The sequence below is a fragment of the Pseudomonas mosselii genome, from assembly GCF_019823065.1.
In the GTDB taxonomy this organism is placed as follows: Bacteria; Pseudomonadota; Gammaproteobacteria; order Pseudomonadales; family Pseudomonadaceae; genus Aquipseudomonas; species Aquipseudomonas mosselii.
Map to the genome: position 1 here is coordinate 5872900 of NZ_CP081966.1, position 15976 is coordinate 5888875.

The 15976-nt window shown below is 65.0% G+C and carries 10 protein-coding genes; 2 read left to right on the forward strand and 8 right to left on the reverse strand.

From position 1 onward, the window contains the following. Positions 1 to 57 precede the first annotated feature (57 nt). Entirely contained in the window at positions 58 to 2844 is a 2787-nt protein-coding gene (locus tag K5H97_RS27385; RefSeq protein WP_028689084.1) for a dermonecrotic toxin domain-containing protein, read from the forward strand. Here K5H97_RS27385 and K5H97_RS27390 read toward each other — a convergent pair. The 8 genes from K5H97_RS27390 to glnE all read right to left on the reverse strand — a co-directional run bounded on the left by K5H97_RS27390 (position 2817) and on the right by glnE (position 12936). Further along, positions 2817 to 4259 (reverse strand): lipopolysaccharide kinase InaA family protein, encoded by a 1443-nt coding sequence (locus K5H97_RS27390; protein ID WP_028689085.1) that lies wholly within the window; start codon positions 4257 to 4259, stop codon positions 2817 to 2819. The two genes, K5H97_RS27385 and K5H97_RS27390, sit on opposite strands and share 28 nt — an antisense overlap. Beyond that, positions 4259 to 5011, reverse strand: coding sequence for a lipopolysaccharide kinase InaA family protein (locus K5H97_RS27395; RefSeq protein WP_028689086.1), 753 nt, complete (start codon positions 5009 to 5011; stop codon positions 4259 to 4261). The genes K5H97_RS27390 and K5H97_RS27395 overlap by 1 nt, the downstream gene beginning before the upstream one ends. Next, the gene (locus K5H97_RS27400) at positions 5008 to 5742 is read right to left on the reverse strand and encodes a lipopolysaccharide kinase InaA family protein (protein ID WP_028689087.1); all 735 of its coding nucleotides are present in this window, start codon (positions 5740 to 5742) and stop codon (positions 5008 to 5010) included. Before K5H97_RS27400 ends, K5H97_RS27395 begins: the two co-directional genes overlap by 4 nt. Then, positions 5742 to 6548 (reverse strand): lipopolysaccharide core heptose(I) kinase RfaP, encoded by an 807-nt coding sequence (gene rfaP, locus K5H97_RS27405; protein WP_028689088.1) that lies wholly within the window; start codon positions 6546 to 6548, stop codon positions 5742 to 5744. Before rfaP ends, K5H97_RS27400 begins: the two co-directional genes overlap by 1 nt. Beyond that, on the reverse strand, positions 6545 to 7669 hold the full coding sequence (locus K5H97_RS27410) for a glycosyltransferase family 4 protein (RefSeq protein WP_028689089.1): 1125 nt from the start codon (positions 7667 to 7669) through the stop codon (positions 6545 to 6547). Before K5H97_RS27410 ends, rfaP begins: the two co-directional genes overlap by 4 nt. Then, the gene (gene waaC, locus K5H97_RS27415) at positions 7669 to 8727 is read right to left on the reverse strand and encodes a lipopolysaccharide heptosyltransferase I (RefSeq protein ID WP_028689090.1); all 1059 of its coding nucleotides are present in this window, start codon (positions 8725 to 8727) and stop codon (positions 7669 to 7671) included. The genes K5H97_RS27410 and waaC overlap by 1 nt, the downstream gene beginning before the upstream one ends. Beyond that, the gene (waaF, locus tag K5H97_RS27420; RefSeq protein ID WP_028689091.1) at positions 8728 to 9777 is read right to left on the reverse strand and encodes a lipopolysaccharide heptosyltransferase II; all 1050 of its coding nucleotides are present in this window, start codon (positions 9775 to 9777) and stop codon (positions 8728 to 8730) included. 225 nt (positions 9778 to 10002) lie between these two features. Continuing rightward, positions 10003 to 12936, reverse strand: a complete 2934-nt coding sequence (glnE, locus tag K5H97_RS27425; RefSeq protein WP_028689092.1) for a bifunctional [glutamate--ammonia ligase]-adenylyl-L-tyrosine phosphorylase/[glutamate--ammonia-ligase] adenylyltransferase — start codon at positions 12934 to 12936, stop codon at positions 10003 to 10005. 383 nt (positions 12937 to 13319) lie between these two features. On the opposite strand from glnE, the gene aceE reads away from it, so the two are divergent. Beyond that, entirely contained in the window at positions 13320 to 15965 is a 2646-nt protein-coding gene (gene aceE, locus K5H97_RS27430) for a pyruvate dehydrogenase (acetyl-transferring), homodimeric type (protein WP_028689093.1), read from the forward strand. Positions 15966 to 15976: the final 11 nt, after the last annotated feature.

Here is a 15976-nt window from a genome sequence, read left to right on the forward strand (position 1 = left end):
GTCCGTCGCCGCCACGCACGCCAAGCTTCACCGCTTCATCACCTCGGAGCGGACTGCATGAGCCTGCAACATTTCCAATCTTTCGACCAACAGCTAGGTACCCTGCTCGCCTCGCCACCCTACCCTGATGCCTCGCTGGGCTGGCTTAACGCCCGCCAGCGTTTTTTTGCCAGCCTTTCCGGCTACTGGCTCGAAACGGGCAGCGGTGCAGAGAGTCGCCAGACTCGGTTGGTCGCATTGCTTCGCCAGCAATTGCTTGCCCAGGTCACCTTGCGTCTAGATGACCACACACTCGGCTCGAACCATGCCGAATTGCTCGAAACGTGTGTGCAGATGCCGTTGCCCTGGCAACGCCAACACCTGCCTGAGGCTCAACGACCGCAGGTCTATCGCCCACTGCTGGATATCGCCACCCCCCACTGGCGCAAATACCTGCCCGGCGTATTCGTGATCGTCGAAGGCGGTCCCGAGGGGGGCACGCCCGATCCCCGGCAAACCAGCAACCACGCTCTATTGTGCAGCCTGTCGCATGGCATAGAAGCGTTCGAAGACCTGGGGCAATTGCATGCCGAGCTGTGCGAGCGGCTCGACGACCCGCAGCAGAGCCGCGCACTGTTGCGGCATATCACCAGCAAAAGAGATCGCGACCTGGCCCGTAACGCTGAGCGCTTACGCTATGAATGGTTCAACGACGACCTGGTGCAGGCCCAGGCGCAATCCCTCATCGACGGACAACACGCCCGTCTGGTCCTGGTCTGGGAGAATGCGGCGCTACAAAGCCCGGTCGACTGGCCAACCCTGCGCGCACGCGTCGCCGAGGCTGGTGACCTGCTGCCCTGGGCCGACAGCCGGTCAGCCCTGCAAACCCGCTATGGGCTGTTGCTGGAAAGAAACTCACCCGCCTGGCTGAAGAACGCGTCTACGCAAGGCCTGACGCATATCATGCAGACCCTGCAGGAGCTGGTGATAGCCATCGACCAGGCGGCCGCACCAGGGATTCTGAACCATGAGCAATTTCTCGACGAGCATGACTTGAACGCCTGGACCTGCGGGCAACTGCGCGCTGCAATGCGTCATCAATACCAGTTCGATACCGATCCGCTTGAGATCTACGTCAGCGTGACGCTGGCCCGGCAACAGGGACCGATGCTGCATCCTGGGCTCACCACCGGCTACGTACCCGTAGCCAGTCGCCGGCAAGTGGGCGACACGGTGGAACTGGTATCACGGACCTACCGCCTCGACCAGTTGGCCAGGCTCAACATCGGCTGGATCGACGTGGACTATTGGCTCACAGCACGCGTGCACCGCAAAGACGGCAGCCAAGTGCCGCAGATAACGCCGCGCCAGATCAAGCACATAATACGCACCCTGAACGTGGGCGAACGCTACAGCGAGTATCTGCGCACGCACCTGCTCGATTCACCCGCCGGGCAGTGGCGCCAAGCGTGCTTTGTCGCCATAAGCAGGGCGCGCATGCGTGCCGAAGCGGCCAAGGCGCGCTATGCCGGCCACTTTCTGGAGGACCCTTTTGAGCGTGGTTACACATGGACGAAAACGGCAATCGACCATCCGGACAGTAGACAACGCCCGAGCGGCAGTGTCCGTCAATGGTTGATAAACAGCCACACGGTCCACGGCGTTTTGCTGGTGACACCCGATACCCCTGGCGTGCATCGTTTAGTTGTGTACACCCCCGACGCGCCGGACCGAAGATCCTGGCGGGAATTTCGCAACGCCCGGCATCTGCTCAGGACACTGCGCGACCAGCCCGCTCTGCGCGAGTATGTGAAGGACCGCGTGCCACTGGCCGACCGCGATGCGATCGAGCGCTGGTTGCTCAAGGGCGGGCTGGCGGCGCGGGTGAACACACCTCGGATCGTCGGGGATTTCCAGCAGGCCCGCTATCGGGCCGAAGTGAGCGCCGCACTCAGCGCAGTGGATTCAGCCACCAACACCAAGCTTGAACTGTTGGGAGAGATGAGCCTGCATGTGCTGTGGATCACGCTCGACCTGCTCAGCCTGGTATTGCCCAACCCCGCGCTCACCGCCTTGTCGTTCGGGCGAGCAGTGCTCTCTGTGCTGGACCTGGAGAAGTCTTGCCGTGAAGCAGACCGCATCGGCGTGCTCAAGCATATGGTCGAGGCCTTTACCCACACCAGCGACGGCATCAACAGCATAAACGGGTCTTCCGTGGTGCGTCGGGCGATCCGTGGCATGCCACCGACACCCGTGCTTAAACTGCCCCTGGAACTGGCCAAGCCTGTAGATACCAGCACATTGCGTTACCGGGTCGATGGCATTCACAAAGAGGGCATCTATGAACAACCTTCGCCTTACCCAGGGCTGACGTTCTACTTCATAAAGAACAGCGAAGAACGCACCTACCAGGTCTCGTACGATGGCTATCGCTGGCGGGTGATCGATCCGCGCAAACCGGACGCCTACACCAAGGTGCCAGTGAAACGACGCAAGGACGGCGAATGGGTCGTCGACTCACCGTTAGTGTGGCATGACGGCCTGCCAGACCTGCAGGCGCTGCTCGACAATTGCCGGCTCAGCTCAATCCCCGCTGGTGTCAAGCATGGCGAGGCGCTTGGGTTGTACCAAGGCAGCAACGGCCTGTACCTGCGGCTGGGCAGTCACGCGCTGCCACTGCGTCTGCACCTGCTGGACAACCACTATCACTTGATAATCGCAGGCCAACGCGAGCTCGGCGGTAACCCCTGGGCAATCCTACGCTGGCACGAGCGACGATGGCAGATCCGCGTGCGCCAGACCGGACGCAGCAGCGAATGGCTCGAGCTGCCCCCGGTTTACTCCCCAAGCCTTGGAAGCAACTGATCGAGGCGCTGGTGCAACGCGCTGCCACTCGGCCAGTTGCGCAGCAGCCGCGCCCGGTCCCGGGCGAAGGCCGGGGCGAAGCTGAGCTGGGTGGCGTGCTGGCACATGGCGTCGAGGTCGATCAGCGACCATTGGCCGTCCTGCCAGAACAGGTTGTGGCCCTTGAAGTCGCCATGGCTGATACGCTCGCGGATCAGCTGCTGCATCACCCGTATCAAGGCCTCGACCTGCTCGTCGGGCGCCTCGCCGCTTTCCACGTAGGGTGCGAAGCATTCGATCAGGTCCGGCCCATCGGCGTACTCGGTCACCAGGTAGGCCGTGCTGCGCAGCCCCATCACCCGCTGCTCCAGCACCGCCAGGGGGCGAGGCGTGGCGATGTCGAGAAACGTCAGGCGATGGCCTTCGATCCACGAATGCCAAGCCCGGCTCGGGCGCCAGAAGCGCTTGAACCAGTGGGCGGTGTTCTTGATGTTGTAGCGCTTGAGCACCAACGTGCGCCCGGCTACCTCGATACGCGCCACGCTGGCCGCGCCACCGGTCTTGTACAGATGGCCCTGGTCGATCAGCGCATCGGCCTGCTCCAGCACCGGACGCATCGCTTCGAGCTCGTTGCGGCAAATCGCCCGCAGCCCGGACAGGTTGCGCTCGACGCTGAACAGCGTGCATTCGCGGCCGGCCTTGTCCAGGTAGTCCTTCAGGCGCCAGGCGCGCACCTTGTCCACCTGCTTGTGCAGCGCTTCCAGCGGCAGCGCGTGCTCGGCATTGGCCAGCACGTAGTGCACCAGCGCTTCCTCGATGAACGGCTCCAGGCGCTTGGGCAACTGGGCGAAGAACACCCCGAGGTTCTCCAGCACGCGCTGGCGCGACAGTTGCTGGGCGGGCGTCTCGGCCTTGATGCCCGCGCCGTCGATCAGGTACAGCTGGCCATCCTGGCGCAGCAGGTTGTCCAGGTGCAGGTCTTCCTGCCACAGGCCCTTGGCGTGCATCTGCGCCACGGCGGTGAGGGCCTCGCCCAGCACCAGGTGCTGCTCGTCGGCCAGCATCGGCAGTTGCTCCACCCGGGCCCAGGCGTCGCCCAGGCTTTCGGCATGGTCGAGGTATTCGAACAACAGCCAGCCGCCCTCGCCTTCCTTGAGGCCATCGGCCAGCAGGCGTGGAGTGGTCAGGCCTTGCTCGGCCATCAGCAGGGCGCCATCGCGCTCACGCTGGAAATGCCGGGCGGCATTGCCACCGACCAGCAACTTGGCCAGCACCTTGGTGCCACGCCAGATACCCGCGCCGACATAACGCTGGCCCGGCAGCACGCGCAACAGGCTGAGCAACTGCAGGTCGGCGCTGCCCGCGGCGTCGGCGAGGGTGACGGTCAGCGGCAGGCTCGGGCTGCGCCCGGCCGCCTTCAATTCGGACAGGCGCATCAGCGGGCCTCTTTGTGACGACGGCGTTGGGTCAGGCGTTGCAGCCAGGTGGATACCGGGGCGCTGTCCGCCGGCTGCTCCAGATAAGCCGCCAGCAGCATGCGAACATCGGCCTCGTCCCAGGCCCGGGCGCGGCGCAGCAACGGCTCGAGGTCCTTGACCCGGTCACGCATGCCAAACAGCAACGGACGGGTCTTTTCCAGGTCGATCAGCTGGGCCTGCCAGCCCTCGCGGCGCTCACGCAGGAAGATGTGCTTGGGGTAGAAGCAGCCGTGCATCTGCCCGGCGGCGTGCAGGGTGCGGGCCAGCCGTCCACAGGCCTGGAGGATCGCCTGGCGCTGCGACGCGTCCATCTGCGCCCAGCGGCCGAGCAGTTGCTCAAGGTCGGTCCACTCGTCCAGCGCCCGGGTCATGAGGATCGCCCGGTGCTCGCCACCCTGCTTGCGCTCGCCATAGAAGACCGCCTGCAGCGCGGGAATCTCGAGCTTCTGGTAGCGGCTGATGTTGCGAAACTCCCGGGCGAAGGTCGGCTCGCCAAAGGGCCGCTGCAGGCTGCGGGTGAAGTAGTCGCTCTGGCGCTTGAGGTAGAAACCCTTGCCCTCGAGCTCCAGGCGGAACACGCTGCTCCAGCCGCCACGGCCGGTATTGGGTTCGTCCACGGCATCCAGCTGCAGGGCCCACAGCGCCTCGAAGTCGCTCAGCCCGTGGCGTTGCAGCAGCGCCTGGTCGGCACTGGCCAGGTAATCGGTCATTCCCTTCCCTCGAAAAAGCCCAGCACCTGGCGAATGCGCTTCTTGTCACGGGCGTTCAGACGCGCGTGTCCGCGGTACTGCAGGTAGAAGCGCAGGCGCTGGGTCGCCGACAGGTGGTACTTGGCCACCTTGTCCAGGCACGCCAAGTCCTTGATCAACCGGTGGCGCAGCATGAAGCCGCGCCAGAAATCGCCGGTCGGGCAGTCGATGAAGAATAGCGTGCCCTGGTCGTCGACCAGCAGGTTGCGCCATTTAAGGTCGTTATGGGCGAAGTGGTGATCGTGCATCACCCGAGTGTGACGTGCCAGCTGGCGGCTGACGTGATCGACCCAGGCGGCGTCGCGCAGGCGCGGATCATTGCGTTCGGCCAACGCCGAGAGGTCTTCGGTGCGCGGCAGCTCGCGGGTGATCATCGCCCCGCGGCCAAAGGCCAGGCCCTGGCGCTCGAGCCCCCAGGCGACCACATCGGCGGTGGGGATGCCCCACTTGGCGAACTGCTTGAGGTTCTGCCATTCGGCCTTGACCCTGGGTCGGCCCAGGTAGCGGCGCATGTGCTTGCCGGCGCCGGTGTAGCGCTTGACGTAGTAGTTGACGCCATCGCGCTCGATGCGGATGACCTCGCTCAGCGGGTCGCGGGTCAGGCGCTCGCCCTGGAGGGCGAACACCGCGTCGATACTGCCGAAATCGGCCGCCAGGTGCGCATACTCGGGCGCCAGGTTCCAGCTCGCCATCAGAGTGCGTCCCCGTAACGTTGCTTGCGGTCGTAGAGTTTCTGCGCCTTGCGCTCCAGCCAGGCGAGCAGCGCGGCTTCGTCCTTGAGCACCTGGCGCAACGGGCGCTGGAAGTAGCCGCGCAGAAAGCGCAGCTTGTCGCGGCGGGTCAGGCCGATGTCCAGGGCCGAGAAATACAGGGCGGCCAGGTCCTTGTCGCGCCAGCGACGGGTGATCTTCGCCCGGGTCTGGGCGCGGTGCAGGTCGATCACCGACAGTTTGAAGTCTTCCGGCGTCACCGGGCGGTCGGTGTGCAGCAGGAAGTGGCAGATGTAACAGTCGCGGTGGTTGACCCCGGCGCGGTGCATGCCGCCGGTCATCTTCGCCACTTCGGCGATCAGCGCGCGCTTCAGGCGCGGCGCTGGCGGCTGCTTGACCCAGTCGATGCTGAAGTCTTCCAGGCTGACAGTGGGCGCCAGCTCCTCGGTAACGATGAACGAGTGCTGGGTGGCCGGATTGCTGCCACGCTCGCCGTAGGCCACCGCGGTCATGGTCGGCACACCGGCTTCATGCAGGCGCTGGATGGCCCGCCATTCCTGGCCGGCGCCGAGCACCGGCAGCTTGGCGCTGAACAGGTTCTTGAAGATCTCGCCCCAGCCGATGCCGCGGTGGATCTTGACGAAGAAGCCCGCGCCATCGACCTCGGTGCGCAGGGTGCGGCGGCCTTCCAGCTCGCGGTACACCTCGCCCTGCAGGGCCTCGACGGCCTCGAAGGGATCGCGCCCGACCCACAGGCGCTTGAACGGTTCGGCCAGTATCAGCTTCATGCGGTCTCCTGACCGAGGATCACATCGGCGGCATGCTGCGGCATGCTGTACAGGTCGGCGGTCTCGGCGAAGGCCACACCGTGGTCCGACCAGGCCGCGCGGGCCCCGGCGTCTTCGAGCATGCGTTGCAGGTAGCGGTTCAACTGCTCCTGCTCGAACGGCTCGTCCAGCACCAGGCCGCTATCGGCCTCGGCGATGTAGTGGGCATAGCCACAGACCTTGGACACCAGCACCGGCAACCCGGCGACCAGCGCTTCGAGCAGCACGGTCCCGGTGTTCTCGTTGTAGGCCGGGTGGATCAGCAGGTCGGCACCGAGCAGAAAACGCGGAATGTCGCTGCGGCCCTTGAGGAACTGCACCTGCTCGCCCAGGCCGAGCGCCGCGCTTTGCACCTGAAACAGCTTGGGGTCGTCCTGGCCGATGACCATCAGCTTGGTACGCTTGCGCAGGGCCGACGGCAACGCCGCCAGGGCCTTGAGGCTGCGGTCCACCCCCTTGGTCTTGAAGCCCGAGCCGATCTGCACCAGCAGCAATTCATCGTCGGCCAGGCCGAACTCCTGGCGGAAGTCGGCGCGAATGGTCGCGGCGTCTGCCGGGCGGCGGCGGTCCTGGGAGATACCCGGCGGCAGCAGGTGGAAGCGCGCCTCGGGGGTGCCGTAGTGCTTGATGAATAGCGGCTGCTGCACCTCGGAAATCATCAGGATCTCGGTATGCGCATCCTTGGCGAACACCGCCCGCTCGTATTCAGCGAAATGGCGGTAACGGCCCCAGCGGCGGTACAGGCCGCCGCGCAGGGTCTGGGCCTTGTCCTCGAAACAGCCGTCGGCGGCGTAGTAGACGTCCAGGCCGGGCATCTTGTTGAAGCCGATCAGGCGATCGACCGGACGCTTGGCCAGGTCGGCTTCCATCCAGGCGCTGAGCTTCTCGTTGCGGCGGTGGTTGAACAGCGCCTTGACCGGCGCCACCAGCACCTCGAAGCCCGGCGGAATGTCACCTTCCCAGATCAGCGTGTACACGCGGATCTGGTGACCCCGCTTCTGGCACTCGAGGGCGATGCGCATGAAGTCGCGCTGCAGCCCGCCAAAGGGGAAATACTTGTAGAGCACAAAAGCCAGTTGCATCAACGAACATCCTCAGCCAGCAGCAGCGCGCTCAAGCGGCCCGCCACATGCTCGGGATTCAGGCGAGTGAAGCACAGCGGCCACTCGCGTTTGAGATCGAACCGGCGCAGGTCCTCGGCGCTCGGTTTGTAGGTGCACTTCTTCTGCAGGCACGGGGCGCAGGGGAAGTCGCTCGCCTGGTGGATCTGGGCGCGTCCGTAGGCGCCAGTCAGACCAGGGTTGGTGGGGCCGAACAGCGAGATGGTCGGCACATCCAGCGCGGCGGCCAGGTGGCCGAGGCCGGTGTCCACCGCCACGCAGGCCTTGGCCGCCGCCAGCACGCGGGCGACGCCGGCCAGGTTCAACTTGGGGAGCACCTGGCAGTTGTTCAAGCCTTGGGCAATGCGCTCGGCGCGGGCCTTTTCCGCCGGGTTGCCCCACGGCAGCATCACCTGCAGCTTGCGCCGGCCCATGCGCTCGGCCAGCTCGCGCCAGTAGGCCTCCGGCCAGTGCTTGGTGGCCCAGGTGGTGCCGTGCAGGAACACCACGTAGGGCGCGGCCGGCGGCAGTTGCAGGCGGTTGAGGTCCAGGCCGTAGTCGCCCAGCCCTTCCGGCAGGTCGTAGGCCAGGGCCAGGGCGAACAGCTGGCGCACGCGCTCCACGGCGTGCTGGCCGACGGCGACCGACAGGCGCCGGTCGTAGAAGCGGCTGGCCCAGCCCTCGCGGGCCGAGTAACGGTCCAGGCCGGCCACCGGCGCTTTCACATAGCGCGTCAGCCAGGCCGACTTGACCAGGCCCTGGGCATCGATCACCAGGTCGTACTTGTGTTCGCGCAGGCGTTGCTTGAACGCCTTCCATTCGCCGCTCTTGAGCGTCTGCCAGAGATTCTTGCGCCAGCGGCGTATCGCCACCGGGATCACCCGGTCGACCGCCGGATGCCAGCTGGGGATCTCGGCGAAGCCTTCTTCCACCACCCAGTCGAAACGGATGCCTGGGATGGCGTGGGCGGCGTCGGTGAGGGCCGGCAGGGTGTGGATGACATCGCCCAGCGACGAGGTCTTGATGATCAGTACCCGCACTCAGTCGACCTCGGCCACGGTATCGATCAGGTTCGGCCCGCCCAGACCCTGCAGCGCGGCGATCACCTTGGCCGGCTCCAGCAGGCGCAGGCAGTTGTAGTGGCCGAAGCGGCAGGTGCGTTCGAAGCAGGGGCTGCACTCGATGCCGGTGCGCACCACCTCCACCTGATCGGCCAGCGGCGGGGTGAAGCCCGGCGAGGTCGAGCCGTACACCGCCACCAGCGGGCGGTTGAGGGCGGCGGCCACATGCATCAGGCCGGAGTCGTTGGACACCACCGCATCGGCACAGGACATCAGGTCGATGGCCTCGGCCAGGGAGGTTTCCCCCGCCAGGTTGCAGGATTCCTCGCGCAGCCCGGGGATCAACCGGTCGCGAATCTGCTCGCCCACCGGATGATCGTTCTTCGAGCCGAACAGCCACACCTGCCAGCCCTGGCGAATCATCGCGTCAGCCACTTCGGCGTAGTGCTCGGCCGGCCAGCGCTTGGCCTCGCCGAATTCGGCGCCGGGGCACAGCGCCAGCACCGGGCGGTCCAGCGCCAGGCCGAACTTGGCCAGGGCCGCTTCGCGGCTCGCGGCTTCGATCTGCAGGCTCGGACGCGGGTAAGGCTTGGGCAACTCGGCATCCGGCGCGTAGGCCAGGGCCATGAAGCGCTCGATCATCAGCGGGTAGCGGGCCTTGTCCAGCTTGCGCACGTCGTTGAGCAGCAGGTAGCGCATCTCGCCGCGCCAGCCGGTGCGCTTGGGGATACCGGCGAAATACGGCACCAGCGCCGACTTGAGCGAGTTGGGCAGCAGGATCGCCTGGTCGTACTGGCCGGCCAGCGACTTGCCGATGCGCCGGCGCGTGGCCAGCTCCAGCGCGCCGTGGCCGAGCGGGAAGCTCAAGGCCTGGCGCACCTCGGGCATGCGTTCGAGGATCGGTCGGCTCCACTCAGGGGCCAGGACGTCGATCACGCAGTCGGGGTGCTGCTGTTTGAGGCACTGGAACAGGGTCTGCGCCATCACCATGTCGCCGACCCAGCTGGGGCCAATGATCAGTATTCTCATGCTTTATCCAGAAACATTCGGGGAGGCTGCAGGCTGCGCTACAACCTGGCCTCCCCTCTTTATATTCAGGCTATGTGGCGGACAGTGTACCACCGGTGGTGAGGCATGAACCTTTGGGGCTGCTTTGCAGCCCTTTCGCGACACAAGGCCGCTCCTACAGGGAACGCAATCCCTTGTAGGAGCGGCCTTGTGTCGCGAAAGGGCCGCACAGCGGCCCCAACAACCTCAAGTCAGACCCAGCTCACTCCAGATCCGCCTTACCTCACGACGCTCATCGACAAACTGCGCCGCATCGATCACCCCTGCCTGCTTCTGCAGGGCCTGGCGGTGCGACGCCGAGCGGAACGCCTTGTACACCTCGCGCAGCAGCACGGCGTCGGCGGCGGGCATCAGCCCGGCCTGCTCCAGCTCTTCGAGGATACGGATGTTATCGGTCCAGCGCAGTATGGCCGGATGGTCGTGGGACCAGGCCAAAGCGGCGTATTGCACCATAAATTCGATATCCACGATACCGCCGGCATCCTGCTTGATATCGAACGGCTGACCGGCCTCGAAGGCATTGCCCGCGGTGCCGGCGGCAGTGAGCTTGGTGCCCAGGTTGTCGCGCATCTTGGCGCGCATCTCGCTGACGTCGACGCGCAGCTTGTCGAGGTCGCGTGGCTGGCCGAGGACCTGCGCCCGCACCGACTCGAAGGCCGTCGCCACCTGCTTGCAACCCACCAATACGCGGGCCCGCACCAGTGCCTGGTGCTCCCAGGTCCAGGCCTCGTTCTGCTGGTAGCGCTCGAAGGCGCCCAGCGAGCTGACCAGCAGCCCCGAGGCGCCGGAGGGACGCAGGCGCATGTCCACGTCGTAGAGCTGGCCGGAGTTGGTCTGGGTGGTCAGCAGGTGGATGATGCGCTGGCCCAGGCGGGTGTAGAACTGCGCGCTGTCGATGGGCTTGGCGCCGTCGGTTTCGGCATTCGGGTCGCCATCATGAATGAACACCAGGTCCAGGTCAGAACCATGGCCCAACTCCAGGCCGCCGACCTTGCCGTAGCCGACGATGATGAAGCCCGGGTCGCACAGGCTGCCGTCGCTGCGCTTGGGCTGACCATGACGCGCCACGGTCTGGCGCCAAGCCAGGGCCAACACCTGGTCAAGAATCGCCTCGGCCAGCCAGGTCAGGTAGTCGCTGACCTTCATCAAGGGCAGGTTGCCGCTGATTTCCGAGGCGGCCACGCGCAGGTTGTGGGCCAGCTTGAAGTGGCGCAGGGCCTCCATCTGCTGTTCCAGGTCATCCTCGGGAATGCGCGTCAGGCGCTCGCGCAGCTCGGCGGCCAGCTCCGGCGCCAACGGCGGGCTGAACAACCGGCCTTCATTGAGCAGTTCGTCGAGCAGCAGCGGGTAGCGGGCCATCTGCTCGGCAATCCACGGGCTGGCGGCGCACAGGGTCAGCAGGCGGCGCAGGGCGCCGGGGTTTTCGGTAAGCAGCACCAGGTAGGCCGAGCGCCGCGCCACGGCCTCGACCAATGGCAGCACCCGCTCCAGCACCAGGTCGGGGTTGTCGTGCTCGACCGCCTGGGCCAGCAGCCGCGGAATGAAGGCGTCCAGGCGCTCGCGACCGATGCGCTGCATCGAGCGCAGGGTCGGGCTGGCCCGCAACGCGGTCAGGCGGCGCAGGGCCTCGGCCGGCTGCCGGAAGCCCGCTTCCTCCAATTGGCGGGAGGCGGCGTCTTCATCCTGGGCCTGCTCCCACAGGGGCGACCACTCGCCGCCGACCACCAGTTCGCCTTCGGCCTCATCTTCATCCGGGTCGGCGATGACCTGGCGGAAATGCCAGTCGATACGCCCACGCCAGTGCATCAATTGGCCGTGGAAGCTGTCCCAGTCGGCGAAGCCGAGCATGTAGGCGATGCGCGCGCGGTCGGTCGGGTCGTCCGGCAGCATCTGGGTCTGGCGGTCGGCGATGGCCTGGATCGCGTGCTCGGTGTAGCGCAGGAATTCATAGCCGTCGCGCAGCTCGGCGACCACGGCCGTAGGCAGGTAGCCCTGCCCTTCCAGGGTGGTCAGGACCTTGAGTAACGGCCGCTGCTGCAGGCTCAGGTCGCGACCGCCGTGAATCAGCTGGAACGCCTGGGCGATGAACTCCACTTCGCGAATGCCACCGGCACCGAGCTTGATGTTGTCGGCCATGCCTTTGCGCCGCACTTCCTGCTGGATCAGCTGCTTCATGGTGCGCAGCGCCTCGATGGCGGAGAAGTCCAGGTAGCGTCGGTAGACGAACGGCCGCAGCATCTCCTGCAACTGCGCGCCGGCCACCTGATCGCCAGCGACCACTCGCGCCTTGATCATGGCGTAGCGCTCCCAGTCGCGGCCCTGATCCTGGTAGTACTGCTCCAGGGCATTGAAGCTGAGCACCAGCGCACCAGCAGAGCCATAAGGGCGCAGGCGCATGTCGACGCGGAATACGAAGCCGTCGACGGTGACCGGATCGAGCGCCTTGATCAGGCGCTGGCCCAGGCGGGTGAAGAACTCCTGGTTGTCCAGCGAGCGCTTGACCCCTTCGGTTTCGCCGCCCTCGGGGAAGGCGAAGATCAAGTCGATGTCGGACGACAGGTTCAGCTCCACCGCGCCCAGCTTGCCCATGCCCAGCACCACCAGGTGCTGGGGCTGGCCGCTGCGGTTGCCGATGGGCGTGCCGAACTGCTGGCAGTGGCGCGGGTACAGCCATTGATAGGCTTCGTCGATGCTGGCGTCGGCCAGGTCGGACAGGTCGCGGCAGGTCTCGGGCAACGCGGCCTGGCGGGTAATGTCGCGCCAGATGATGCGCAGTTGCTGGCGGTTGCGCTCGCGGCGCAGGTTGCGCGCCAACTCGTCCTCATTCTGGGCGGCATCGGCCGCGGCGTTGATCTGCGCACGCAGCTGGCCCGGCGCGTAGGCCTGGCCCATCGTGCCGCTGGCCAGCAGTTCGAACAGCATCGCCGGATCACGCTGGGCCTGGGCCAGGACGAAATCGCTGGCGGCGGCGACCTGGTCGAACTGGCGTCGGTGCTCGGCGCTCAGGCTGTCCAGATCCAGCTCGGGGTGACCAATCAAGGCATCGCGCATGAATTGCTGGTTGCGAGCGACCAGCGGTTGGAGGACAGCAGGCAGATCGAGCGGCAAAGGCAGGCGCATGGTCTATCCTTGATCGGCGTGAAAGAGAGCGGTTGCGCAGGGCAAACGGGGGTTGGACCACGGTTGGACTGTCGTACAAAAGTTGGAAATAGCTGAAATAGACGAAAAATTGGCAAAACCCATCAAGATCTACCTATCAGCGACACACCACCAACCAACATGAACGTTTTTCCTCACAACCCGGGATGCGACCAAACGTCGCATTTGTGTAGTTTTACTACTACTCATGACCTGCCAAAGCATGAAATGAGAAAGCATTTGTAGTAAAACTACACCGCGCCGGATGACTGTCCGGTAATCCAAGAATTCACGACGTCTGCCCATAAGGCCAGTCGCAAACTCAGGCCATCGATTCTGGTGGCCTTTCCGCCCTGGAGCAAGCCATGCAAGACCTCGATCCAATCGAAACCCAGGAATGGCTGGATGCCCTGGAGTCGGTCCTCGACAAAGAAGGCGAAGACCGCGCTCATTACCTGATGACCCGTATGGGCGAGCTGGCCACCCGCAGTGGCTCGCAGCTGCCGTATGCCATCACCACGCCGTACCGCAACACCATCCCTGTCACCCACGAAGCACGCATGCCTGGCGACCTGTTCATGGAACGCCGCATCCGCTCGATGGTGCGTTGGAACGCCCTGGCCATGGTCATGCGCACCAACCTGAAAGACTCGGACCTGGGCGGACACATCTCCAGCTTCGCCTCCAGCGCCACCCTGTACGACATCGGCTTCAACTACTTCTTCCAGGCCCCGACCGAAGAACACGGCGGCGACCTGATCTTCTTCCAGGGCCACGCCTCGCCAGGCGTCTACGCCCGTGCCTTCATGGAAGGCCGCATCAGCGAAGACCAGATGAACAACTTCCGTCAGGAAGTGGACGGCAACGGCCTGTCTTCGTACCCGCACCCATGGCTGATGCCTGACTTCTGGCAGTTCCCGACTGTATCGATGGGTCTGGGTCCGATCCAGGCCATCTACCAGGCGCGCTTCATGAAGTACCTGGAAGCCCGTGGCTTCATCCCGGCCGGCAAACAGAAGGTCTGGTGCTTCATGGGCGACGGCGAGTGCGACGAGCCGGAATCCCTGGGCGCGATCGCCCTGGCCGGCCGCGAGAAGCTGGATAACCTGATTTTTGTCATCAACTGCAACCTGCAGCGCCTCGACGGCCCGGTTCGCGGCAACGGCAAGATCATCCAGGAACTCGAAGGCGTGTTCCGTGGCGGCGGCTGGAACGTCAACAAAGTCGTCTGGGGCCGCTTCTGGGACCCACTGCTGGCCAAGGACACCAACGGTGCCCTGCAGCGCCGCATGGACGAAGTCATCGACGGCGAGTACCAGAACTACAAAGCCAAAGACGGCGCGTACGTTCGTGAGCACTTCTTCAACACCCCAGAGCTCAAGGCCATGGTCGAGGACCTGTCCGACGACGAGATCTGGAAGCTCAACCGTGGCGGCCACGACCCGTACAAGGTCTACGCGGCGTACCACCAGGCTGTGAACCACAAAGAGCAGCCGACCGTCATCCTGGCCAAGACCATCAAGGGTTACGGTACCGGTGCCGGCGAAGCCAAGAACACCGCGCACAACACCAAGAAGGTCGACGTCGACAGCCTGCGTCACTTCCGTGACCGCTTCGACATCCCGGTCAAGGATGCCGACCTTGAGAACCTGCCGTTCTTCAAGCCCGAAGAAGGCTCCGCCGAAGCCAAGTACCTGGCCGAGCGCCGCGCTGCCCTGGGCGGTTTCGTGCCACAGCGCCGTGCCAAGAGCTTCAGCGTGCCGACCCCGCCACTGGAAACGCTGAAAGCGATCCTGGACGGCTCGGGCGACCGCGAAATCTCCACCACCATGGCCTTCGTGCGCATCCTGGCGCAGTTGGTCAAGGACAAGGACATCGGCCAGCGCATCGTCCCGATCATCCCGGACGAAGCCCGTACCTTCGGTATGGAAGGCATGTTCCGCCAGCTGGGCATCTACTCGTCGGTCGGCCAGCTCTACGAGCCGGTCGATAAAGACCAGGTGATGTTCTACCGCGAAGACAAGAAGGGCCAGATCCTCGAGGAAGGCATCAACGAAGCCGGCGCCATGTCGTCGTTCATCGCCGCCGGTACCTCGTACAGCTGCCACAACCAGCCGATGCTGCCGTTCTACATCTTCTACTCGATGTTCGGCTTCCAGCGTATCGGCGACCTGGCCTGGGCCGCCGGCGACAGCCGCACCCGTGGCTTCCTGATCGGCGGTACCGCCGGCCGTACCACCCTCAACGGTGAAGGCCTGCAGCACGAAGACGGTCACAGCCACATGATGGCGGGCACCATCCCGAACTGCCGCACCTACGATCCGACCTACGGCTACGAGCTGGCGGTGATCATCCAGGACGGCATGAAGAAGATGACCGAAGAGCAACAGGACATCTTCTACTACATCACCGTGATGAACGAGTCGTACCAGCAGCCAGCCATGCCGGCCGGTGTCGAGGACGGCATCATCAAGGGCATGTACCTGCTCGAGGAAGACACCCGCGAAGCCGCGCACCACGTACAGCTGATGGGCTCCGGCACCATCCTGCGCGAAGTCCGCGAGGCCGCGAAGATCCTGCGCGAAGAGTTCAACGTCGGCGCCGACGTATGGAGCGTCACCAGCTTCAACGAACTGCGTCGCGACGGCCTGGCCGTGGAACGCGCCAACCGCCTCAAGCCTGGCCAGAAGCCTCAGAAGACCTACGTCGAAGAGTGCCTGGGCGGTCGCAAGGGCCCGGTCATCGCCTCCACCGACTACATGAAGCTGTTCGCCGAGCAGATTCGCCAGTGGGTGCCGAGCAAAGAGTTCAAGGTCCTGGGTACCGACGGTTACGGTCGCAGCGACAGCCGCAAGAAGCTGCGTCACTTCTTCGAAGTCGACCGCCACTTCGTGGTGCTGGCTGCCCTGGAAGCCCTGGCTGACCGTGGCGAGATCGAACCCAAGGTTGTGGCTGACGCCATCGTCAAGTTCGGCATCGATCCGGACAAGCGCAACCCACTGGACTGCTGAGGAGTATTTTT